Raw genomic sequence first — 21,852 nt, forward strand, 5'->3', positions numbered from 1 at the left:
GTTTTCAGGCCATCCGCGGCGAACGGGCCCCGGCGATCGACGGCAACAAGCCGCGACGGACGCGGGCCGACACATAAAAAAACCGAATGCAGTGGGAGGGGAGATGCAATTCAAGCGCAATATGCTGAGCGTGGCGCTGGCGTCGGCAACGATGCTTATCGCCACCGGCGCCCAGGCGCAGGAGGCCGCACCGGCCGCCGCGCAGAATGAGGAAGCCAAGACGCTCGACTCGGTGGTCGTCACCGGTATCCGAGCGGGCATCGAGAGTGCCATCTCGACGAAGCGTGACTCCACGTCGATCGTCGAAGCGATCTCGGCCGAGGACATCGGCAAGCTGCCCGACATCAGCATCGCCGAATCCATCGCCCGCCTGCCCGGCATCTCCGCGCAGCGCGTCGCCGGCCGCGCCCAGGTGATCAGCGTGCGCGGTCTTTCGCCCGACTTCGCCACCACGCTGCTCAACGGCCGCGAAGTGGTGAGCACCGGCGACAACCGCAGCGTCGAATTCGACCAGTACCCGTCCGAACTGTTCAACAGCGTCGTCATCTACAAGACGCCCGACGCCAGCCTGGTTGGCCAGGGCCTGTCGGGCACCATCGACATGCAGACCGTGCGCCCGCTGAGCTACACCGAGCCGGTCGCGGTCGTGAGCGGCCGCTACCAGCGCAACTCGCTGGGCAAGGCCGCCAATGCCGACGACGACGGCAACCGCTTCAACGCCAGCTACATCGGCCAGTTCATGGACCGCACGCTGGGCTTCTCGATCGGCTACTCGCACACCGAATCGCCGATCCAGGAAAACCAGGTCGGCCTGTACGAGCCGTGGAAGCAGATCGCCGACAACGAGCGCGCCGGCGTGCCGGGCGGCACGTACTGGTCCGATGGCATCAAGGCGCTGCGCCGCACCGGCGAAGTCACGCGCGACGGTGCGATGGCCACGGTCCAGTACCGTCCCTCGAACGAATGGACCAGCACGCTGGACCTGTTCTACTCCGAGGCCGAGCAGGTCGACACCGCCAACCAGTTCGAGGTCAACCTCGGAAACTACAACGGCGGCTTCACGCCGGGCCTGTTCGTCAACAACGTCGACATCAACGGCAACGGCACGTTCACCGGCGGCACCGCCAGTGGCGTGTACCCGCTGGTGCGCGGCATGTACAACAAGCGCGAGGACAAGATCCAGGCATTCGGCTGGAACAACGACTTTGCCGTGGGTGATGTCCGCCTCAGCGCCGACCTGAGCTACTCCAAGGCCAACCGCGACGAGCTGAGCCTGGAGAACAACACGCAGCTGCTGCCCAAGCCGCAGCTGGACACGATCGACCTGTCCTACAGCAGCAGCGACTTCTCGCAGCTGGCGCCGGGCCTGGATTACTCCGACCCGACCCGCCTGTTCCTGACCAACACCATCTACGGCTCGGGCTACGGCAAGGTGCCGCAGATCGAGGACGAGCTGAAGGGCGCCCGCTTCTCCGCTGCATTCGCTGCGCCGGAGTCGTTGAGCTGGATCTCCAACATCGACGTCGGCCTGAACTATGCCGACCGCAAGAAGCAGAAGACCCAGCCGGAAGGCAACATCAACCTGGGCGCGCAGGGCGATACCGCGATCGCGTCCGACCTGCAGTACGGCCTGGTGAACCTGGGCTTCGCCGGCGTGGGTTACATCCCGTCGTGGAACGTGCCCGAAGCGGTCGCGCGCTACATGACGTTCGCTCCGTCGTCCGACGCCAGCTACCTGGTGTCCAAGGCGTGGACCGTGAATGAGGAAATCACCACGGGTTACATCCAGGCCGACATCGACACGCAGTGGGGTTCGGTCGGCGTGCGCGGCAACCTGGGCCTGCAGATCCAGCACACGGACCAGTCGTCCAACGCGAACTACTGGGACGGCACGCAGCCGGCCGGCAGCGAGGTTCGTCCGTTCGAGAACGGCGCGACCTACACCGACTACCTGCCCAGCATGAACCTGGCGTTCTCGTTCGAGCACGACCAGACGCTGCGCGTCGCCCTGGCCCGCCAGGTCGCGCGTCCGCGCGTGGACGAACTGCGCGCCTCGCTTGAGTTCGGCGTCGATTCGTCCACCGGCATCCCCGGTGCGTCGGGCGGCAACCCGCAGCTGAAGCCGTGGCGCGCCAACGCGTTCGACATCTCCTACGAGAAGTACTTCGGCACCAAGGCCTATGTGGCCGCGGCGTACTTCTACAAGGACCTGCGCAACTACATCTACACCACCAAGGTCGACAACTACGACTTCTCCAGCTTCGTTGCGGATTACGTGCCGCAGCCGGGTCAGCCGGACGCGCAGACCACCGGCTTCTTCACCGCGCCGTTCAACAACAGCGGCGGCATGCTGCAGGGCCTGGAGCTGAGCGCGTCGCTGCCGCTGGACATGGTGTGGGCGCCGCTGGAAGGCTTCGGCGTGATCGCCAGTGCCAGCTTCAACGACAGCGACATCGAGATCCTCGCCCCCGACAGCGCCTCCAGCGTGGGCAGCGATCCGATCAGCCTGCCGGGCCTGTCGGACCGCGTGTACAGCCTGACGGCGTACTTCGAGCGTGACGGTTTCGAAGCGCGCATCAGCCAGCGCAAGCGGTCGGACTTCATCGGTGAGATCGGCAACTTCTCCGGCAACCGCACGCTGCGCTACGTGGTGGGCGAAGACGTGGTCGATGCGCAGATCGGCTACAGCTTCGGCGAAGGCTCCGCCCTGGCCGGCCTGAGCCTGCTGCTGCAGGCGCAGAACCTGACCAACTCGTCGTACCGCACCTACGCGCAGACCAAGGACCGTCCGCTCGAGCACATCGAGTGGGGCCGCACCTACCTGCTGGGCGCGACGTACAAGTTCTGATCGCAACCGCTGACGCAACACGAAAAACCCCGCCGGCGACGGCGGGGTTTTTTCTTCTGTGTTCCGTGCCGGACGTGGGGGTTACGCGGGAAGATCCAGCCAGCCGGCCACGACCGCGCGCAGTTCGTCCACGCCCTGCTTCGACTCGCCCGAGAACGTCTGCGCGCTGACGGTGTCGCCGAAAGCGCTGAACAGGTCCCGCTTCACGCCCATCAGCGCCTGCGATTGCTGGCCGCGCCCGAACTTGTCGGCCTTGGTCAGCAGCGCGTGCGCCGGGAGGCCGCGTTCGACGGCGTAGCCCAGCATCTGGCGGTCGTAGTCCCGGAGGGGATGGCGGATGTCCATCACCACGACCAGGCCCTTGAGGGCCTCGCGGGTGCGGAAGTACTGGTCGATGAACGCCTGCCAGTGGGCCTGCAGGTCCTGCGGCACCTTGGCGTAGCCATAGCCCGGCAGGTCGACGAGGAAGCGGGTCGGCAGCGGCTCGGCCTCGGGCGGAACCGGCGGGGTCACGTCGAAGAAGACCAGCTGCTGGGTCCGACCCGGCGTCTTGGAGACGCGGGCCAGGGCGTTCTGCTGGCACAGCGCGTTCAGCGCGCTGGACTTGCCGGCGTTGGAGCGCCCGGCGAACGCGACCTCGAATCCGCCGTCGGGCGGAAGCTGTCGGTGGGTGTGCGCCGAGAGCAGGTAGCGGGCGCGTACGAAGGGATTGGCCATGCCAATAGGATCGCACGGCGGCGTGATCGGCCGCCCGGAATGGTGGAAGAACCGGCGGAAAACCGGGCGGAAAGCCGGCTGTGGCCGCGTTCGGCATGTCGCGCGCGTTGACCGGCCCCGGAGCGGCGACGATAATTCCGCGGTTCAAGCGTCCGCTGTGCGGTCGCCACTTCAAGTGTTTCGGAGCCCAGCTACATGAGCCAAGCCCGCGTCCTCGGCATCGTCGGCCTTCTCGCCCTTACGGCGGCCGCCGTCGCCTACGCCCAGACCACCGTCAATCCGGTTCCGGAGAACACGCCGGTGCAGGCCGCACCGCTGAACACCGCACCGGAAAAGGTCGTGTGGGGTGATGCGAAGGCCGGCGCCACCAAGGCCGGCACCTGCGCGGCCTGCCACGGCCTGGACGGCAACCCGACGACCCCGGCGTACCCGCGCCTGGCCGGCCAGAACGAGCGTTTCATCGCGCGCCAGCTCGCCCTGTTCAAGAGCGGTGAGCGCAACACCGGCATGGCCGCGGTGATGAAGCCCTTCGCCGATGCCCTGACCGCCCAGGACGCGCGCGACATCGGCGCGTACTTCGCGACCCAGCGCGCCGGTGCGGGCGTCGCCGACGACACCCTGATCACCCGCGGCCCCAACGCCGGCAAGAAGTTCTTCCAGGTCGGCGAGCAGCTGTTCCGCAACGGCGACAAGGCCCGCAGCATCCCGGCGTGCATGGCGTGCCACGGCCCTGCCGGCAGCGGCAACCCCGGCCCGGCCTACCCGCACCTGGCCGGCCAGCAGGCCGCCTACACGCAGCGTCGCCTCGAGGAATACCGCGCCGGCACCACGGCCGAACGCGACCCGCACCTGTTCTTCGTGATGGCCGCCGTGACCCGGCAGCTGACGGACGAGGAAATCGGCTCGCTGGCCAGCTTCCTGCAGGGCCTGCATCCGAGCCGCGAGGACATCGCCGCCGCCAACGCGCCGGCCCCGGTCGCCGCTCCGGCACCGGCCGCTCCGGCGCCTGCGCCCGCCGCGGCTCCGGCTCCGGCTGAGCAGCCCCCGGCCGCCACGCCGGCCAGCGGTACCTGAGTCGGGCGAACTTTCCGCCTCTGATTCGGTCAGTTCCGCCAAGCTACTGTTGTCCTGACGCCGGTCGTGGCCTCCACGGCCGGCGTTCTGGTTTTCGGGCCCCACATTTCGACGGCATTCCCCAGAGACCCCACCCATGAGCCGACGCGTTTTCCTCGCCACCGCCCTGATCGTCCTGGCCTCCGCCTTCGTCCCCGCGTTCGCGGCCGATGGTCCGGTGGCCACGCCCATCACCGAAGGCACCGACTACATCGTCATTTCCGACGGCAAGCCGTTCGCCACGCCGGTGAAGGGCAAGGTCGAAGTGGTGGAGGTGTTCGGCTACACCTGCCCGCATTGCGCGCATTTCCAGCCCGAGCTCTCCGCATGGCTGCGCACGCGCGCCAAGCAGGTCAATTTCGTGCCGCTGGCCGCGCCCTTCGGCGGCTATTGGCAGCCCTATGCCAAGGCCTTCTACGCCGCGCAAACACTGGGCGTGGCCGAGAAGAGCCACGATGCGATGTTCCTCGCCCTGCACACCGACGGCAGCCTGCCGCTGCACGACCCCTCGGTGGGCGAGCTGGGCACGTTCTATGCGCGCTACGGCGTGGATCCGGCGAAGTTCGCCGCCACCTACGAAGGCGACGACGCCACCGCGCGCATGCGCAAGGCGGCCGAGTTCATACAGCGCAGCGACGTCGACGGCACGCCGACGCTGGTCGTGGCCGGCAAGTACAAGGTGCTCGGACGCGGCTTCAAGGACATGCTGCGCATCGCCGATGCGTTGATCGTGCGTGAACGCGCCGGAAAAACGCGCTGAACCGAGTGTCGCCGGCCGGGCACGGCCGGTATTCTTGCTTCGTCCCGCGCCGGGCGCTCCGCGGCCCCGGCCCCCTGCTACCAGCCCTTACGGAGATCGCTCCATGACCTCGCGTCTGCCTCATCTCGCCGTGCTCCTGACCGGTCTGCTGGTCGTGTCCGCCTGTTCGAAGCAGGCGCCGGCGCCCGCCGAGACCGCTGCTCCGGCCGCGCCTGCCACCACCACCGAGACCGCTCCGGCTCCGGCCGCCACTACCCCGGCCGAAACCGCCGCCGCTCCGGCCGCACCCGCACCGGCCGCCACCGCGACGCCGCCGGAAGGTCCGGCCCCGGTTGCCGGCACCGACTACATCGAGATCGCCGGCGGCCAGCCGTACGAGCCCACGGGCGGCAAGATCGAGGTGGTGGAAGTGTTCGGCTACACCTGCCCGCACTGCGCGCACTTCGAGCCGCTGGTGGATGCATGGAAGGCCAAGCAGCCGGCCGACGTGAAGTTCGTCGCGATGGCCGCGCCCTTCGGTGGCTACTGGATTCCCTACGCCAAGGCGTTCTACACCGCGCAGGCGCTGGGCGTGCTGGACAAGTCGCACCAGGCCGTCTTCAGCGCCATCCACGTCGACCACACGCTGCCGGTGCAGCCGCTGCCGACCAATGAGCAGATCGCCGCGTTCTACGCGCAGTACGGCGCCGACCCGAAGCAGTTCGCCAGCACCATGTCGAGCTTCGCCATCGACGCCAAGCTCAAGCGCGCCACGCAGTTCATCAGCCGTAGCGGCGTGGACGGCACGCCGTCGATCGTGGTGAACGGCAAGTACAAGGTGATCGGCAAGGGCTTCGAGGACATGCTGCGCATCACCGACCATCTGGTCGCGCAGGAGCGCGCGAAGGCGGCAGGCGCGGCACCGGCTCCGGCGGGCGGCTGATCGACGCGGTCGGCATCGCACACGAATGGAAAACCGCCGGCTCCGCCTGCTGAGCGCCAACATCCAGGCCGGTTCCAGCACGCGCGGCTACCACGACTATGTCGCGCGCAGCTGGTCGCACGTGCTGCCGGCCGGCAACAAGCGCACCAGCCTGGACGCGATCGCGCAACTGGCCGGCGAACACGACATCGTCGGCCTCAACGAAAGCGATCCGGGGAGCCTGCGTTCGGGCTTCACCAACCAGACGCACTACCTCGCACAGCGCGCCGGCTTCGATTACTGGAGCCACCAGCCGAACCGGCGCGTCGGCGGCGTCGCCTCCAGCGCCAACGGCCTGCTGAGCCGGCTGGAACCGCGCGAAGTGATCGATCACGCCCTGCCCGGCCGCATCGCCGGGCGCGGCGTGCTGCTCGCGCGCTACGGCGAGGGCGACGAAGCGCTGCTGATCGCGGTGGCGCACCTGTCGCTGGGGGCGAACTCGCGTGCCTCGCAGCTGGCCTTCATCGCCGAACTCCTGCACGACCATCCGCACGCCGTGCTGATGGGCGACTTCAACTGCTCCATCGACCGCCCGGAGATGCGCGCGTTGTTCCGCAACACGCGCCTGCAGCCGCCGGATGGCGAGGTGCCCACGTTCCCGAGCTGGCGCCCACAGCGCGCGATCGACCACATCCTGGTCGGCGACGGCCTGCGTGTGTCCAACGCACGCGCACGCCCGGCGGCCTCGTCGGATCACCTGGCGCTGTCGATCGACCTGGACGTACCCGACGCCGCACTGCGCTGACGCACGGACGGCGGCGAAAACGAAAACGGCCGGTGGAATCCACCGGCCGTTATTCGTTGCAGCGCGCGACGGGTCAGAACTTCAGGTCGGCACGCAGGTACCAGAAGCGACCACCGGGGATGTCGTAGTTCGACGCGTCGTACCCGTTGAGCGAGCACGAAGTGCACACCGGCGGATCCTCGTCGAACACGTTGTTCACACCAGCCGTGAGCTGCAGGCCCTTGAGCCAGTTGATCATGTAGCCCACCTGCAGGTCGTTGTAGGTGGTGTCGTCGAGCGTGTTGGAGGTGGGGCTGTCGCAGAACAGCGAGGGATCGGCCGCCAGGCAGGCCTCTTCCATCTCCGACAGGTGACGGATGGTCCACGCCGCGGTCCAGTTGAGGTACTTCCAGTCGATCGTGGCGTTGGACGTCCACTCCGGGATGCCCGTATCCGCGACCTCGATGCCCGGGCCCTGCGGCTGCAGCTGCCCTGCGGCACCGCGCGCCTCGTAGCGCGTCACCCAGGTGTTCTGCCAGCTCAGCTTGAAGCGGCCGATGCTGGTCTCGGGCATGGTCCAGAACACGTCCGCGTCCCAGCCATCGGTCTTGATCGAACCCAGGTTGATGAGGAAGTTCGCGAACTGGTCGATTTCGCCCGACGGCAGGCGCGTGATGCCCGTGCAGTACTGCGGCGACTGCGTGGACGCGCACAGGTCCAGCTGGGTCTGCGCATCGATGGCCTGGATCGCGCCCGACAGATCGTGGCGGTAGAACGTGACCTCGAAGTCCAGTCGATCCGACCAGTTGGTTTCGGCTGCCCACGACGGGCTGTAGACCATGCCAGCGCTGAAGCTGTTGGCGGTTTCCGGCTCCAGTGCCGGATTGCCACCGGTGAGCACCGAGATCTGCGGATCGTTCTGGCGCGCGCCCGCAGGGACGCCCGGACAGGCGAGCGGCGCGGTGGAACCGGCCGGCGCTCCGGGTGGCACGAGGCAGGGATCGACCAGCAGCGCGTCGAAGCGGCTCTGCGAACCGTACAGTTCACCGATCGACGGCGCGCGGAAGCCTTCCGCATACGAAGCACGCAGCAGCAGGTCCTTCGCCACCTGCCAGCGCAGTCCGTACTTCGGGGTGAATTCGCCGCCGAACGTGGAGTAGTCGGAATAACGACCGGCCAGGCTCAGCTCCAGCTTCTCCGTGCCGTCGGCCAGCGCGAACAGCGGCACGTTGAGCTCGGCGTAGACCTCGTTCACGTCGTACTTGCCGGAGGTCGGCAACGACGGCACGCCGTTGTACTCGCCGCGCACGGTCTGCGGATCGGGGTTGTAGCTGCCCTTGTACTCGCGGTACTCGTAGCCGGTGGCGAATTCGATGTCGCCCGCCCAGCCGGCGAACAGGTCGCCGCTCAGGTTGGCGGTGAACTGGGTGAGTTCCTGCTCGCTGCGGTCCTTGAACAGCGGACTGATCCAGCCCAGCATCGCCGGCGTGATGGTGTTGAAGCCGAAGATGTCCAGCGGCGTGCAGCCCGGCGTCGCCGCGCACACGGCCGGATCACCCAGCGCGATGGCGATGTTGCGCGAGTTGTAGCTGCCACGGTTGGTCTGGTCGGCTTCGTTCTTGCTGTAGGCGCCGTTGACGTCCCAGTAGAAGTCGCGGTCGGCCGCGGTGAAGAAGCCTTCGGCACCCGCGGCGAAGTACGTGGTGTCGACCTGCTGCTCGAAGATGCGCGGCCCGCCTTCGATGGGCCGGCGGCGGATCGTGCCGATGTTGCCATCGGTGCCGCCGATCAGGTCGAAGCCGAACGGATTGAACGGCTGGTTGGCGGGAATCACCACGTTCAGGCCGAAATCGGTGCCGGCGCCCGGGCCGAGGTCGATCGGTTCCGGCGCGGCGCGGTTGGTCGATTCGCGACGGTTGAACAGCGCTTTCGCGTACACGCTCAACTGGTCGTTGATGTGGAACCGGTACTGGCCGAACACACCCGTGCGCTCGGACGGCGTCACCAGCAGGTTGTACGGCGCGTAGTTGAATGCATCGCGGTCGAAATCGAAGCAGCGGAAACCGTCGGTGCGCGCGACGCCGGAGTCGCAGTCGGGCAATCCGGGCGTGTAGGTCGGGTTGTTGAGCGTGGGAACCGTGGTGAGGTCGTACGAGTTGCCGTCGGGATCGGTGAAGGCGAAGCGACCGCCCGGGATGCGCGAGCTGCCGCCCTGGATGGGCACCGAGGAGATCGGGCGATCGGACGAGCTGACCTCTTCCTGCTTCACGTAGCTCAGGCTCAGGAACAGGTTGCTGCGGTCGGTGTCCATGCCCCAGGCGAAGTCGACGCCGTAGGTGTCGCCGTCGCCCTCGCCGTACTCGCCGTAGTTGACCTGGACCTGGCCGCCATCGAAGTTGCGGCGCGTGATGATGTTGACCACGCCGGCAATGGCGTCGGAGCCGTACAGCGAGGACGCACCGTCCTCGAGCACTTCGATGCGTTCGACCAGCGCGAGCGGAATCGTGTTGAGGTCGACCGCCGCGGCCACGCCGGACGCGGACGACTCGTTCACCCAGCGCATGCCGTCCACCAGCACCAGCACGCGCTTGGCGCCCAGGTGGCGCAGGTCGACCTGCGAGGAACCCGCACCCACGCCGTCGCCGTTGGGCGAGAAACCGAAGTTGCCGGACGAATTGAACTTGGTGTTCAGTGCGGAACCCGATCCAGTCAGCTCCTGCACGATGTCGCCGATCGAATTCAGACCCGTGCGCTCGATGTCGTCGCGGGTAAGCGTCTGCACCGGCAGCCGCCCTTCGGCTTCGGAGCGTTTGATGCGGGTGCCGGTGACAGTCACGGTATCGAGCGTGGTGGCCTGGCCACTCGGCGTTGCCTGCGGCGCGTCCTGCGCGGCGACGATGCCGGGCATGGAAACCAGCAGCGAGAACTGGATGGCTCTTGTTAGGGCCTGACGGTGCAGCGCTTTCATCGACTTCTCTCCCTCAAAGTGATGGAACAGCGAAACGACCGCCGCAGCCCCTGATCTGCGGCGTCCTAACGTTGTAAACAATTCGTAAAGACGCCACAAGCGGCAAAGAGTCACGTCGACTTCTGGCACGGTTCGAAATCGCGATTTCGCCGACGTTCGGCGCCCCAGGTGGGCCTGAAGCCGCTATTTCCGTGAAGATCATGTGAAGATCTGCGGCCCGCCCACGAATCCGGGGCCCACGTCGGGCCTGTCACCGCGTTCGGAAGCGCGCCAGGCCGCGCGCGACGAAGCGTCAGCCGCCGATGACCAGGCTGGAACCGACCAGCACGAGGAATCCCGCGAACACGCGCTTCAGCGTGTCTCCGTGGAGGCGATGCGCCAACCGCATGCCATAAGGCGCTGCGAGTACGGACGCCGCGGCGACGCCGATCGCGGCGGGCAGATAGATGTAGCCGAGGGCATGGTGCGGCAGCGCACCTGCCGGTGCATGAAGCGCATAGCCCACCGCGCTGGCGATGCCGATCGCCACGCCGCAAGCGGATGACGTACCCACCGCCCGTACCGGTACGACGCCCCGCCACACCAGAAGCGGCACCGTCATGCTGCCGCCGCCGATGCCGACCACCGCCGATACCGCGCCGATGCCCAGCCCTGCCGCGACCATGGGCGCGCCCGTCGGTGCGGGCACGGCCTCGCCCGCCTTCGCACGCGTGCCTCCGAACGTGAGCTGCGCGGCGGCGATGAAGCAGTAGCCCGCGACGATCCAGCGCAGGAGGTTGTCGTCCACGCGCACCGCGATGCCGCTGCCAAGCCAGCCGCCGATCAGCAGACCGGGCACCATCCAGGCCACCGTCGGCCACAGCACGCTGCCGCGTGAGGCGTGCGCACGCGCGGAGGCAGCCGCCGTCAGCACGATGCTCGCCAGCGAGCTGGCCAGCGCGGCATGCATCGCGGCTTCTTGTGGGATCCCCAGCGTCGGCAGCAGCCATGCCAGTGCGGCCACCAGGACCAGACCACCGCCCACGCCGAGCAGACCGGCCAGCACACCTGCCACCGCACCCAGCAGGAGGAACACAAGCACTGCACCGATCATCCGGATCTCCTTGCGAAGCAATGCGAACTTGTCGCCGAACGTTGCCTGAGCGTGACGCATGCGTGGAGACGGTTGCTTCACGACGCTGGGCTATAGTCCCGCCAATGGTCCCCCGCCCATTCATCATCGTACTCGTTGCGTGCTGCGTGGCTGTTGCCGCATCTGCCTGTGCGCAGAGCAGCGCAGCCGGTCCTGCCGTGCCCATTCCACCCTTGCCCAGGCCACTGGCCGACAGCAAGCTGCCCCGCGTTCGTGCCGCGCTGGAAGACGCCGAACTCGGCCGATTCGATGCCGCGCAGTACCGCGACCTTGCGGAGCACCCGCTGCTGCCATGGATCGAGTACGCCGCACTGCGGCGCGATATCGACACGGTGGCGCCCGAGCGCGCGCAGGCATTCCTGACGCGCTGGCGCGGCCAGGCCGCCGCCGCGACGTTCCGCGATGCCTGGATCGCCGCTTCCGCCCGACGCAAGGACTGGCCGTCGGTGCTCGCCGCGTGGGACCCGCAGATCAAGAGCGTCGCACTTCGCTGCAGCGAACTGGACGCGCGCCAGCAACTCGGACGCGCCGATGCGCAGTGGACGCGCGATGCCCAGGCGATCTGGCGCAGCACCGGCAAGTCGCTGCCGGATGCCTGCGACAGCCCGATGGCGGCGCTGTCGGCACAGGGCGGGCTGACGCCGGACCTGCGATGGGAACGCATCGACCTGGGCGCGGCCGAATGGCAGCCCGGCGTGATGCGCGTCGCCGCGCGCGGCCTGCCTGCCGACCAGGCAACACTGGCCAACGACTACGCGTCCTTCGTCGACTCACCCAACGAACGCGCCCTCACCTGGCCAAAGACCGACCGCAGCCGCGAAATCGCTTCGCACGGGCTGGCGAAGCTGGGCAAGTCCTCGCCCTCTTCCGCCGAGGCGATGCTGCCGCGGTTCGCCGACGCGCTCGGGCTGAGCGAGGCCCAGCGCGGTCGCGTGCTGTACCAGGTCGCGCTGTGGACGGTGGCCTCCTACGAACCCGAATCGGCGCGCCGACTCAACGCGGTGCCTGCATCCGCCTTCGACGAACGCCTGCACGAGTGGCGCGTGCGCGAGGCGATGTCGCGTTCGGACTGGCCCGCCGCGCGATCGGCCATCGAGAAGATGGGAACCAAGCAGCGCGGCGAATCGCGCTGGACCTACTTTGCCGCGCGCCTGGACGAACTCGCCGGCCGCAAGACCGACGCCGATCGCCAGTACCGCGAGGCCGCGAACAAGCCCGAGTTCCACGGTTTCCTCGCCGCCGACCGGCTCGGGCGTCCGTATGCCTTGTGCCCGTGGCTGCCGGAAACGCCGAAGGCCGCGCAGCAGGCCATCGCGCGCGATCCCGCGATGGTCCGCGCCATGGCACTGTTCCAGATCGAACGCACCGGCTGGGCGGCGCGCGAATGGGATGACGCGCTCACGCGCTTCAACGACGAGCAGCGGCGGATCGCGGTGGAAGTGGCACAGGGCAATGGATGGTTCGACCGCGCGGTGTTCGCGCTGGGTCGCAGCCCCGACGAACTCCGCCTGTATGGACTGCGCTTTCCCCTGCACCACGAGGCGACCATCCGCCGGGAAGCCGAGCGCAACCGGCTCGATCCGGCGTGGGTGGCCGCCGAGATCCGCGCCGAAAGCGTGTTCTATCCGCGTGCGCGCTCCAGCGCGGATGCGATGGGCCTGATGCAGGTACTACCCGCAACGGGCGCCGGCGTGGCCTCGCGGCTTGGCCTACCGTGGGCCGGCTCGGACAGCCTGTTCGATCCGGATATCAACATCGCCATCGGCACGGCCTACCTGCGCGAGCTGATGGACAAGTACGGCGGCCTGCCCTACCAGGTGATCGCCGGCTACAACGCGGGCCCGTCGCCGCTGAGTCGCTGGCAATCGCAGCGCGCCGGCATGGACCCGGACTTCTGGATCGAGACGATCAGCTACAAGGAAACGCGCGAGTACGTCGCGCGCGTGCTGGCCTTCAGCGTCCTCTACGACTGGCGCCTCAACGGCGACGCATTGGCCGTGAGCGACCGCATGCGCGGCCGCCTCGATGGACCGCGCAAGCGGTTCGAATGCCCCACGCCCGCCGCCACGCCGACTGCACCGCCCGCAACGACCGTCGGCAGCCGACCGCGTTCGCGATCACAGCGCTGAATTCGACGCTCGCCTACACTGGGGCGATGGCAAATCGGCACGTAGTGGTCCTCGGTGGTACCGGCTTCGTCGGCCGGCATCTGGTCGCGCGCCTGCTGGAGGGCGGCGATCGCGTCACCGTGCTCAGTCGCGGCGTCGATCCGAGCAAGCGCGGATTGAAGCCCCGTGGCGCCAGCCTGATCGAGGGCGACGTCGGCGATGCGAACTTCCTGGCCGCAGTGCTGGACGACGCCGATGCGGCGATCAACCTGACGGGCATCCTCAACGAGAAGGGCGACCGCGGCGATGGCTTCGAACGGGTGTTCGTCGGCATCACCTCATCGCTGATCGAGGCGATGGAGCGCATGGGCGTGCGCCGCCTGCTGCAGATGAGCGCGCTCAACGCCGGTCGCGGCGAGAGCCACTACCTGCAGGCGCGCGGTCGCGCCGAACAACGCGTGCGTGCAAGCGGGCTGGACTGGACCCTTTTCCGCCCCTCGGTGATCGCCGGACCGGGCGATGGTCTGTTCTGCCGGTTCGACCAGCTGCTGCGCATGGCACCGGTGCTGCCCATCGGTCGCGCGGACGCGAAGTTCCAGCCCGTCTGGGTGGGCGACGTGGTCGATGCCTTCGTGCGTGCGCTCGACGAGCCGCGCAGCATCCGTGAAACCTACGACCTGGTCGGCCCGGACGTGATGACGCTGGCCCAGATCGTGCGCGTGGCCGCGCGTGCGCGGGGCCGCCATCGCGCGGTCATCGGGTTGCCGCTGGCGCTCGGGCGCCTTCAGGCGAATGTCGGCGAATGGCTGCCCGGCAAACCGATCAGTCGCGACAACTGGCGCTCGCTGCAACTGGACTCGGTGAGCTTCGAGGACGGGCTGCGCCGGCTGGGCATTCCAGCGACACCGGTGGAACCCAAGGTCGCGCAGTTCCTGAACGGCTGACGGCACCCGCGCGCGCGCCGTACTTCCGATACGCTTGGGGTCCCCCGGGCCCTGCCCATCGATAGGACGCTCGCACCATGTCGATCACGTCGTTGCTCGCTGCCGCCTTTGTCGGACTGGCCGTTGGCCAGGTCGCGCCGCCTACTGCAACCCCGCCGGCCGCGCCCAGCGCCAGCAGTCCGATGACCAGCGACGTGGCCGCAGAAGCCGTCCATTCGACCGACGACGACGACAAGATGGTGTGCCGCCGCGTGCGCAAGACGGGCAGCAACATGCTGGTCAACGACTGTCGCACCGTGGGCCAGCGCCGCAAGGAGATGGAAGACGTGCAGCAGGCGCTGCGCAACCGCCCGCCGGATCCGACCAAGGGCAACTGATCGCGGCATCGCGCGGCATGGACGGTGGGCCAACGCTTCCGTCCATGCACCGGTGGCGGGCCGCCCGCTAAGATCGGAGCCCGCATCCGACCGGGAGTCGCCCATGGGTCTGTTCGACACGCTGCTCGGCCACGCCGCCGAGAAATCCATCGACAAGCTCGCGGCGGATTTGGCGCCGCTGCTCGCGCCAGGCGAAAGCCTGCAGCGCGCGTTCGGCCTGATCCGCGACCTCATCGTCTTCACCGACCGCCGCATGATCCTGGTCAACAAACAGGGCATGACCGGCAGCAAGGTCGAGTACCTCAGCGTTCCCTATCGAAGCATCGTGATGTTCTCGGTGGAAACGGCCGGGCATTTCGATCTGGAAGCCGAACTGCGCGTGTGGGTGTCCGGCCAGCCCGCGCCGATCTCGCGCTCGCTTGGCCGAGACAGCGGCGCGCAGGAGATCGTCGCCCTGCTCGCGCAGCACTCTCCGCGCTGAGGTCGAAAGCATGAGGCGCTATCTCGTCGGCGGCGCGGTCCGCGACCGTTTGCTGGGCCTGCCGGCGGGCGATCGCGACTGGGTGGTCGTGGGCGAAACGCAGGCGTCTATGGAAGCGGCGGGCTTCCGCGCCGTGGGCCGCGACTTTCCGGTGTTCCTCGACCGCGACGGCGAAGAGCACGCGCTTGCGCGCACCGAACGCAAGAGCGGACGGGGTTATCGAGGCTTCGTCGTCGACGCTGATCCTTCAGTAACGCTGGAGGAAGACCTGCAGCGGCGCGACTTCACCATCAACGCGATCGCGCAGGACGAAGCGGGCGACATCATCGACCCCTGCGGCGGCGTGCGCGACATCCAGGCGCGCGTACTGCGCCATGTCGGTCCCGCGTTTGCGGAAGATCCGCTGCGCGTGCTGCGCGCCGCGCGGTTCATGGCGCGCTTCGCCGCGATCGGATTCACCGTCGCGCCCGAGACGATGGCGCTCATGCGCGAAATGGCCGCCTCCGGCGAACTGTCCACGCTGACGCCCGAACGCGTGTGGCAGGAGTTGCGTCGCGCGCTGGCCAGTGCCGCGCCATCGGCATTTCTGCGCACGCTGCACGAAGCCGGAGCGCTCGGCGTGGTGCTTCCGGAAGTGGAAGCCCTCTACGGCGTGCCGCAACGCGCGGAGTTCCACCCCGAGGTGGACACGGGCGTGCACGTCGAACTGGTGTGCGACATGGCCGCGAAGCTGGCGCCGGGCGACGATCTGATCGGCTTCGCCGCGCTCACGCACGACCTGGGCAAGGCACTCACGCCCGCACATGTGCTGCCCAAGCACCTGGGCCATGAGCACGCTGGCCTGGCGCCGCTGCGTGCGCTGTGTGACCGGCTCAAGGTGCCGACCGAGCATCGACAGCTGGCCGAAGCGGTATGCCGCGAGCACCTCAACGTGCATCGCTTCGACGAGCTGCGCGCCAGCACCGTGTTCGAACTGCTCGCGCGCTGCGACGGGTTCCGCAAGCCGGCACGCATCGCGCAGCTGGCCATCGCCTGCGAAGCCGACAAGCGCGGACGCGCCGGCCGCGAGGACGAACCCTATCCGCAGGGGCGCGCGCTGTGTGCCGCCTTGGACGCGGCGATGGCGGTGCGCGCGGACGATGTGGCGCGCGGCCTGTCCGGCCCGGAGGTAGGCGAAGCGATCCGGCGTGCGCGCATCGCGGCGATCGCGCAGGCGACGGGCAAGAAACCGTAGGACGCGGAAAAAGCAACGCCGGACGACCTTCCCCGTCGTCCGGCGCGTCTCCCCCCTGCAGGTGCGCGCACGATATCCGAATGAAGGCGACGTCGACGGTGCGGCAGGTCACAGGACCTCGCGCATCGACGTTGCCTCATCCGGCCATAGCGCCCAACCGTGAACGCCATCGCACGACCTGCAACGGCGCCGGACGGATGACGTCCGGCGCCTTGTAGCGACTCAGAACTCGTACGACGCCTTCACGTACCACTCGCCGCCGTTGAAACCGAACGGCGAGGACAACGGGTACTGCGCGCCGAGGAAGTTGAGCGTGCTGTTGGTTTCCTTGTCGGGGTAGTTGTCGAAGATGTTGTTGCCGCCGACCGTGATATGCAGCTTGTCCTGGTACAGGCTGAAGGTCACCGCCAGGTCGAACAGCCACTCCGAGCCGAACTCGCCCTTCTCGCCGAAGGTGAAGTCTTCCCAGCTGTCGTAGTAGTTCGCACGGGCGGTGAAGTTCATATTCCAAGGCGAACGCCAGTCGAAGGTGAGCACGCTGCGGTTGTTCGGCAGCTGGTTCTCCAGGTCGGCCACGCGCTCTGCGTCGATGACCGGCGCGCCGGTGCCCGGAACGGTCGCGACCTTGTCCACTTCCTGCTTGTTGTAGCTGTGGCGGAAGTCAAACACGCCCGAGCCCCAGGCACCGAAATCGGAGCGGTAGGTGGCCACCAGGTCCACGCCCTGCACCGTGCTGTCGAAGCCGTTGACGAAGTACGACACCTGGCCCAGCAACTCCGCACCCGGCACGCCGGCATCGATCAACGCCTGCTGTTCCGGCGAACCGGGCTCGATGGTGATGGTTTGCAGCGCGATGCGGTCATCGACTTCGATGTTGTAGTAGTCGAGGGTCATGCTGAAGGCATCGGTCGGCGTCCACACCATGCCCGCCGAATAGGCGAAGGATTCCTCCGCATTCAGCGGCTGCGCGCCCAGTGCGATCGCAGCGGGGCTGTTCACCGGGAACGTGCCCAGCGGCACCAGCGCGCCGCTGGAGTCGGCCGTGGTCGTCACGTCCAGCGTGTTGAGCTGGCCCGGCGTCGGCGTGCGGAAGCCGGTGTTGACGGTGGCGCGCATCGCGAACGCATCGGTGAACGCAAAGCGCGTGGAGGCCTTCCAGTCGAACGTGCTGTCGAACGCGGAGGAATCCTCGTAGCGGCCGGCCACACCCACGGTCCAGCGTTCGACCACATCGGTTTCCACGTCGATGTACGCCCCGCGGCTGTACTGGCTGAAGTTGCCGGTCGCTTCAGGCGAGTCGCCCTGGAAACCATCCGAACCGATGCCGAACAGCACGCCGGTCGGGCCGTTCGCCCACGAGGCCGGATCGCCGGCGGCGATCTTGTAGGTCTCCTCGCGCCACTCGGCGCCGAAAGCGACGTTCACTGGCGTGGCGAACACGTTGTTCTGCCACGGGTAGACGAAGTCGGCATTGGCGCCGCGTTCGAGCTGGGTGAGGTTGCCCGGCTTGAAGCGCGTCGGGCTCAGGCGACCCAGGCTGGGATTGATCGAGTTGGTCATGGTGTAGACCATCTGGTTCTCACCCTGACGCAGGCTCACGTCCCAGCGCAGGCCCGCACCGGTTTCACCCTTCGCACCGAACACGCCTTCGTAGTCTTCGATCGTCGCGCCGAAAGTAGGCGTGTAACCGCCCGGGAACAGCGTGTAGATCGGGTTGAGGGCGATGAAGCCCGACGGGCTGGTCGCATCGGCGGTGAGGAAATCGGCCGGGTTCAGGCCCTGCGCACGGATGTTGTCGACGATGGACTGCTCGACCGCATCGGCGGCGCCGTCGCCATCGCTGTCCACGAACAGCGTGCCGCGCGGCCCCACGCCCGGCACGCCCACCGGCGTGCGGTAGAAGAAGCTCGACTCGTACTCGGTATCGGCGTAACTGCCGAAGCCGTACAGGCTGACGGCATCGTTGAGCGGGTACTCCGCGTTGAAGAACGTGCGCAGGCCTTCGCCGTCGGGATCGCCCCAGCGCTGGCCCAGGCCTTCGAACGGAACCAGGTTGCTGCCGACGAATGCACCGACCTGCGCCGCGTCCGCGCGCGGGATGCCGCGCGAGGTGTGGTCGCTGTCGAAGTACTCGAAGGTCATGTTGAAGAAGCCACCGTCGCTCAGCGGGGTGCCGAAGTTGACCGAGCTGCGCCACTTGTCGCCGTCGCCCTCGTAGGTCGAACCGTACTGGCCATCGATGCGGACGCCATCGTCGTAGTCGTTGAGCAGCACGTTGATGACGCCGGCGATGGCATCGGAACCGTACTGCGCGGACGAACCGTCGCGCAGCACTTCCACGCGCTGGATCGCGGCGGACGGGATCAGGCTGTAGTCGACCGCCTGCGAACCCTGGTTGACCGTGCCAAAGGGCTCGACCTGCAGGTTCACGAGTGCGGAACGGTGCCGGCGCTTGCCGTTGATCAGCACCAGCGTCTGGTCGGGCGGCAGGTTGCGCAGGTTGGCGGGACGGACGAAGGCCGTGCCGTCGGCGATCGGAAAGCGCTGTGTGTTGAACGACGGCGCGATGTTGGCCAGCTGATCGGTGAAGTCGGCCGAGGCCTGCTTCTCCAGATCGGCGGGGCGGAAGACGTCGACGGGCGACAGCGACTGCGTCGGCGAACGGCCCTGGACGCGGGTGCCGGTGACGACCAGTTTGTCGAGCTCCACCGGGTCCTGTCGCGCGGCGGGCGCCGACGGAGCCGGGGGCTGGGACGGGGCCTGCGGGCCGTCCTGGGCCAGGACCGGCAGGGCGGTGGAAATGAGAGCGGCAGCGACGGCCAAAGTCAGACGATTGCGGGTTACGGCAAGCATGGCGTTTTCCTTGCTCAGGGTGGGCGGACTCCCCCTGTCGAGCCCGACGCCGAGCTTTAACCAAGCTTTAACCTTTGCGCAATACCTACGGTCGCTTTTCCTAATCTGGCTTTATGGTTAATTTTTGGCCAATCTCCCGCTTCTCACCGGGTGACGCGACGATCCAGCCATTCCAGGGCCAGTGCCGCGGGGGTCGGCCCGAGCACCAGCCCACCGAGGGCTCCAAGCGCATTGGCCAGCGCGTCGGCGGAATCCGCCTGCCGCGACACCGTCAGCGCGCCCTGCGCGAACTCCAGCCCGATGCCCAGCCCGATCAGCCCGGCGACGGCGACCGACTGCGCCCGTCGCCCCTGGAACAGCATCACCGCGTACGCGGCGAGGATCAGATAGGCCAGGAAATGCTCGACCTTGTCCACGCCATCGAACGGGGCCGGCGGCAGGTCCTGCGCCGACACCAGCGAGGTGGCGACCACCGCGCCGATCATCAGCAGCCAGATCCCCAGCCACAGCCAGGGACGCCGGAAATCGCGCAGCCAGGGGCGCACGGGGGCGGCGCTCACAAACGGAAGCTCAGGTCGCCGGCCATGAAGGCCGTGCCGAACTCGACGTCCTTCTCGAAGCCCATCGCCTGGAAGCGCTCGCCCATCTCGCTGGGCAGGGTCAGGCGCTTCACTTCCTGCGTACGCTTCATTCGCTCGCCCTCGTCGGCGATACGCTCGATGCGTTCCAGAACGCCCGCCAACCCATTGCCCAGCAGGAAGCTGGCCTGCGAGCAGTAACCGGCGAAATCGAATCCCGCCGCGACGCCCGCCTCGGCCAGCGCCGTGAAGTCCACCGAAGCGGTGAGGTCCTGCAGTCCCGGCCACAGCAGCGGCTCATGGTGCATGCGGTGACGGTAGAACGCGCGCAGCGTGCCGTCGCTGCGCTCGGGCAGGTAGTACTCGCCACGCGGATAACCGTAGTCGATGAACAGCATCGCGCCTCGACGCATGCCGCCGGACACCGCCTGCACCCAGTACGGCAGCTGCGGCAGCGCTTCGGATCGATAGCCGTGTTCCAGCTCGCGGCCGAGCCGGCGCTCGATGTGGCGCACGGCATTGACCAGGAATGTATCGGCCGGTCGCAGCACGCGCACCAGCTCGCCTGCTTCCACCGCGACATGTTCCTCGTACACCTCGCCGGCCTCGATGGCGAAACGCGGCGTGGGCAGCGCATCGATCACCTCGTTGGCGAACAGCACGCCATCCCAGTCGTCGTTGAACGGGCCGTCGAGCCACTCCACCAGCTCGAACAGCGGCGGCACCAGCCGTTCCTGCAGGCGCTCGCGCTGGCGATGGCGCAACTGCGCGCTCGGCTCGAGGATGCAGTAACGGTCCGGCAACGCATCCAGTTCCATCAGCCGCTTCAACGCGACTTCCGCGAACGCACCCGTGCCACCGCCCAGCTCGAGGAAACGCGCACCGGGCCCGATCTGCTGGAACACCGTGGCGACGCTCTCGGCCACGCAGGCGGCGAAGATGGGGCCGATTTCCGGCGCGGTGACGAAGTCGCCGCTCTCGCCGAACTTGCTCGCACCGGCGCTGTAGTAACCCAACCCCGGGGCATACAGTGCCAGCTCCATGAAGCGTGAGAACGCGATCGCGCCGCCGTGTTCGGCGATCTGCGCCTGGATCGCGCCGGTCAACCTGGCGCTGTGCGCGAGCGCATCGGCATCGGGCATCGGAAGCGACTGAGCCTCGCGCTGGCGCTCCTGCGCGCCGGGGCGGGACGAGGGGGATTCGGTGGACATGCCATGGAGCCGTGGGACACTGGCGCCCAGAATACGTCACGACCCGGAGAGTCCCGTCATGTCCGCTCCGAACGCCGCCCCCGTCGCGCTGATCACCGGCGCCGCGCGCCGCATCGGAGCCGCCATCGCGCGCAGGCTGCACGCCGCGGGGTATGACGTCGCCCTGCACTACCGAGGTTCGCAGGAAGCAGCGGAAGCGCTGGCGCAGGAACTCGAACGCATCCGTCCTCGCAGCACGCTGCTGCTGCACGCGGAACTGGCCGACTTCGATCGCCTGCCGGAACTCGTCGCGCAATGCGTGGGCCGCTTCGGCCGACTGGACGCGCTGGTGAACAACGCGTCCGGCTTCACGCCCACGCCGATCGGCACGACCACGCCCGCGCAGTGGGACGCCCTGTTCACGAGCAACGCGCGCGCACCGTTCTTCCTGAGTCAGGCCGCTGCGCCGCACCTGCAGGCCGCGGAAGGCGCCATCGTCAACCTCACGGACCTGTATGCACAGCGCCCGCTGCGCGAACACACGGTCTACTGCATGGCCAAGGCCGCGCTGCTGATGATGACGCGCTCGCTGGCGCTGGAACTGGGCCCGAAGGTGCGCGTCAACGCGGTATCGCCCGGCGCGATCCTGTGGCCGGAAGAACGCAGCGACCCCGCCACGCAACAGGCGATGCTCGCGCGCACGCCGCTGGGTCGCACGGGTACACCGGAGGAAGTGGCCGACGCCGTGCGCTGGCTGCTGCAGGACGCCCGTTACTGCACCGGACAGGTGCTGCACCTGGATGGGGGGCGGTTGTTGGGGGTGTAGTGCGACGGCCGTCTGTGGCGATGCTGATCAGCAGCAAC

17 protein-coding genes are annotated in these 21,852 nt (G+C 68.0%); 11 read left to right on the forward strand and 6 right to left on the reverse strand.

Features of this window, described 5'->3' with window-relative positions:
* Nucleotides 1-103 precede the first annotated feature (103 nt).
* On the forward strand, nt 104-2,848 hold the full coding sequence (locus tag QLQ15_RS02745) for a TonB-dependent receptor (RefSeq protein ID WP_283211330.1): 2,745 nt from the start codon (nt 104-106) through the stop codon (nt 2,846-2,848).
* Nucleotides 2,849-2,929: 81 nt separating this feature from the next.
* Here QLQ15_RS02745 and yihA read toward each other — a convergent pair whose 3' ends face one another.
* On the reverse strand, nt 2,930-3,565 hold the full coding sequence (gene yihA, locus QLQ15_RS02750; protein WP_283211331.1) for a ribosome biogenesis GTP-binding protein YihA/YsxC: 636 nt from the start codon (nt 3,563-3,565) through the stop codon (nt 2,930-2,932).
* A gap of 195 nt (nt 3,566-3,760) precedes the next feature.
* On the opposite strand from yihA, the gene QLQ15_RS02755 reads away from it, so the two are divergent.
* From QLQ15_RS02755 to QLQ15_RS02770, 4 genes are all read left to right on the forward strand, one after another.
* The gene (locus QLQ15_RS02755; RefSeq protein WP_283211332.1) at nt 3,761-4,639 is read left to right on the forward strand and encodes a c-type cytochrome; all 879 of its coding nucleotides are present in this window, start codon (nt 3,761-3,763) and stop codon (nt 4,637-4,639) included.
* 136 nt (nt 4,640-4,775) lie between these two features.
* A complete protein-coding gene (locus QLQ15_RS02760) occupies nt 4,776-5,438 on the forward strand; it encodes a thiol:disulfide interchange protein DsbA/DsbL (RefSeq protein ID WP_283211333.1) in 663 nt (220 codons plus the stop codon).
* A 103-nt stretch (nt 5,439-5,541) separates the two neighbouring features.
* The gene (locus QLQ15_RS02765) at nt 5,542-6,360 is read left to right on the forward strand and encodes a thiol:disulfide interchange protein DsbA/DsbL (RefSeq protein WP_283211334.1); all 819 of its coding nucleotides are present in this window, start codon (nt 5,542-5,544) and stop codon (nt 6,358-6,360) included.
* 25 nt (nt 6,361-6,385) lie between these two features.
* A complete protein-coding gene (locus QLQ15_RS02770; RefSeq protein ID WP_283211335.1) occupies nt 6,386-7,144 on the forward strand; it encodes an endonuclease/exonuclease/phosphatase family protein in 759 nt (252 codons plus the stop codon).
* Between the two features lie 73 nt (nt 7,145-7,217).
* On the opposite strand, the gene QLQ15_RS02775 is transcribed toward QLQ15_RS02770, so the two are convergent.
* Complete coding sequence (locus QLQ15_RS02775; protein ID WP_283211336.1) at nt 7,218-10,091, reverse strand: TonB-dependent receptor; 2,874 nt, start codon at nt 10,089-10,091, stop codon at nt 7,218-7,220.
* 292 nt (nt 10,092-10,383) lie between these two features.
* Nucleotides 10,384-11,244 carry a sulfite exporter TauE/SafE family protein gene (locus QLQ15_RS02780; protein WP_283211337.1) on the reverse strand — a complete coding sequence of 287 codons (861 nt, stop codon included), beginning with the start codon at nt 11,242-11,244 and terminating at the stop codon, nt 10,384-10,386.
* Between the two features lie 137 nt (nt 11,245-11,381).
* On the opposite strand from QLQ15_RS02780, the gene QLQ15_RS02785 reads away from it, so the two are divergent.
* The 5 genes from QLQ15_RS02785 (at nt 11,382) to QLQ15_RS02805 (ending at nt 16,367) form a co-directional block, all read left to right on the forward strand.
* Nucleotides 11,382-13,352, forward strand: a complete 1,971-nt coding sequence (locus QLQ15_RS02785; RefSeq protein WP_283211338.1) for a transglycosylase SLT domain-containing protein — start codon at nt 11,382-11,384, stop codon at nt 13,350-13,352.
* 26 nt (nt 13,353-13,378) lie between these two features.
* Nucleotides 13,379-14,275 carry a complex I NDUFA9 subunit family protein gene (locus tag QLQ15_RS02790; RefSeq protein WP_283211339.1) on the forward strand — a complete coding sequence of 299 codons (897 nt, stop codon included), beginning with the start codon at nt 13,379-13,381 and terminating at the stop codon, nt 14,273-14,275.
* A gap of 77 nt (nt 14,276-14,352) precedes the next feature.
* Nucleotides 14,353-14,652 (forward strand): hypothetical protein, encoded by a 300-nt coding sequence (locus QLQ15_RS02795; protein WP_283211340.1) that lies wholly within the window; start codon nt 14,353-14,355, stop codon nt 14,650-14,652.
* Between the two features lie 103 nt (nt 14,653-14,755).
* Nucleotides 14,756-15,133 carry a PH domain-containing protein gene (locus tag QLQ15_RS02800; RefSeq protein WP_283211341.1) on the forward strand — a complete coding sequence of 126 codons (378 nt, stop codon included), beginning with the start codon at nt 14,756-14,758 and terminating at the stop codon, nt 15,131-15,133.
* Between the two features lie 10 nt (nt 15,134-15,143).
* Nucleotides 15,144-16,367, forward strand: coding sequence for a multifunctional CCA addition/repair protein (locus QLQ15_RS02805; RefSeq protein ID WP_283211342.1), 1,224 nt, complete (start codon nt 15,144-15,146; stop codon nt 16,365-16,367).
* A 222-nt stretch (nt 16,368-16,589) separates the two neighbouring features.
* Here QLQ15_RS02805 and QLQ15_RS02810 read toward each other — a convergent pair whose 3' ends face one another.
* From QLQ15_RS02810 to QLQ15_RS02820, 3 genes are all read right to left on the reverse strand, one after another.
* Complete coding sequence (locus tag QLQ15_RS02810; RefSeq protein WP_283211343.1) at nt 16,590-19,220, reverse strand: TonB-dependent receptor plug domain-containing protein; 2,631 nt, start codon at nt 19,218-19,220, stop codon at nt 16,590-16,592.
* A 143-nt stretch (nt 19,221-19,363) separates the two neighbouring features.
* Nucleotides 19,364-19,780 (reverse strand): VanZ family protein, encoded by a 417-nt coding sequence (locus QLQ15_RS02815; RefSeq protein WP_283211344.1) that lies wholly within the window; start codon nt 19,778-19,780, stop codon nt 19,364-19,366.
* Nucleotides 19,777-20,940: a class I SAM-dependent methyltransferase gene (locus QLQ15_RS02820; RefSeq protein WP_283213912.1), complete on the reverse strand. Its 1,164-nt coding sequence runs from the start codon at nt 20,938-20,940 to the stop codon at nt 19,777-19,779. The genes QLQ15_RS02815 and QLQ15_RS02820 overlap by 4 nt, the downstream gene beginning before the upstream one ends.
* 127 nt (nt 20,941-21,067) lie before the next feature.
* On the opposite strand from QLQ15_RS02820, the gene QLQ15_RS02825 reads away from it, so the two are divergent.
* Nucleotides 21,068-21,814, forward strand: a complete 747-nt coding sequence (locus QLQ15_RS02825) for a pteridine reductase (RefSeq protein WP_283211345.1) — start codon at nt 21,068-21,070, stop codon at nt 21,812-21,814.
* Nucleotides 21,815-21,852 lie beyond the last annotated feature (38 nt).

It is taken from the genome of Lysobacter stagni, from assembly GCF_030053425.1.
Classification (GTDB): Bacteria; Pseudomonadota; Gammaproteobacteria; order Xanthomonadales; family Xanthomonadaceae; genus Lysobacter_J; species Lysobacter_J stagni.

What these genes read in the sequence shown, in the direction of transcription:
- QLQ15_RS02745 (WP_283211330.1), top strand. Translation starts at nt 104, where the DNA reads ATGCAATTCAAGCGCAATATGCTGAGCGTGGCGCTGGCGTCGGCAACG.
- yihA (WP_283211331.1), bottom strand. Translation starts at nt 3,565, where the DNA reads ATGGCCAATCCCTTCGTACGCGCCCGCTACCTGCTCTCGGCGCACACC.
- QLQ15_RS02755 (WP_283211332.1), top strand. Translation starts at nt 3,761, where the DNA reads ATGAGCCAAGCCCGCGTCCTCGGCATCGTCGGCCTTCTCGCCCTTACG.
- QLQ15_RS02760 (WP_283211333.1), top strand. Translation starts at nt 4,776, where the DNA reads ATGAGCCGACGCGTTTTCCTCGCCACCGCCCTGATCGTCCTGGCCTCC.
- QLQ15_RS02765 (WP_283211334.1), top strand. Translation starts at nt 5,542, where the DNA reads ATGACCTCGCGTCTGCCTCATCTCGCCGTGCTCCTGACCGGTCTGCTG.
- QLQ15_RS02770 (WP_283211335.1), top strand. Translation starts at nt 6,386, where the DNA reads ATGGAAAACCGCCGGCTCCGCCTGCTGAGCGCCAACATCCAGGCCGGT.
- QLQ15_RS02775 (WP_283211336.1), bottom strand. Translation starts at nt 10,091, where the DNA reads ATGAAAGCGCTGCACCGTCAGGCCCTAACAAGAGCCATCCAGTTCTCG.
- QLQ15_RS02780 (WP_283211337.1), bottom strand. Translation starts at nt 11,244, where the DNA reads ATGCGTCACGCTCAGGCAACGTTCGGCGACAAGTTCGCATTGCTTCGC.
- QLQ15_RS02790 (WP_283211339.1), top strand. Translation starts at nt 13,379, where the DNA reads ATGGCAAATCGGCACGTAGTGGTCCTCGGTGGTACCGGCTTCGTCGGC.
- QLQ15_RS02795 (WP_283211340.1), top strand. Translation starts at nt 14,353, where the DNA reads ATGTCGATCACGTCGTTGCTCGCTGCCGCCTTTGTCGGACTGGCCGTT.
- QLQ15_RS02800 (WP_283211341.1), top strand. Translation starts at nt 14,756, where the DNA reads ATGGGTCTGTTCGACACGCTGCTCGGCCACGCCGCCGAGAAATCCATC.
- QLQ15_RS02805 (WP_283211342.1), top strand. Translation starts at nt 15,144, where the DNA reads ATGAGGCGCTATCTCGTCGGCGGCGCGGTCCGCGACCGTTTGCTGGGC.
- QLQ15_RS02810 (WP_283211343.1), bottom strand. Translation starts at nt 19,220, where the DNA reads ATGCTTGCCGTAACCCGCAATCGTCTGACTTTGGCCGTCGCTGCCGCT.
- QLQ15_RS02820 (WP_283213912.1), bottom strand. Translation starts at nt 20,940, where the DNA reads ATGCCCGATGCCGATGCGCTCGCGCACAGCGCCAGGTTGACCGGCGCG.
- QLQ15_RS02825 (WP_283211345.1), top strand. Translation starts at nt 21,068, where the DNA reads ATGTCCGCTCCGAACGCCGCCCCCGTCGCGCTGATCACCGGCGCCGCG.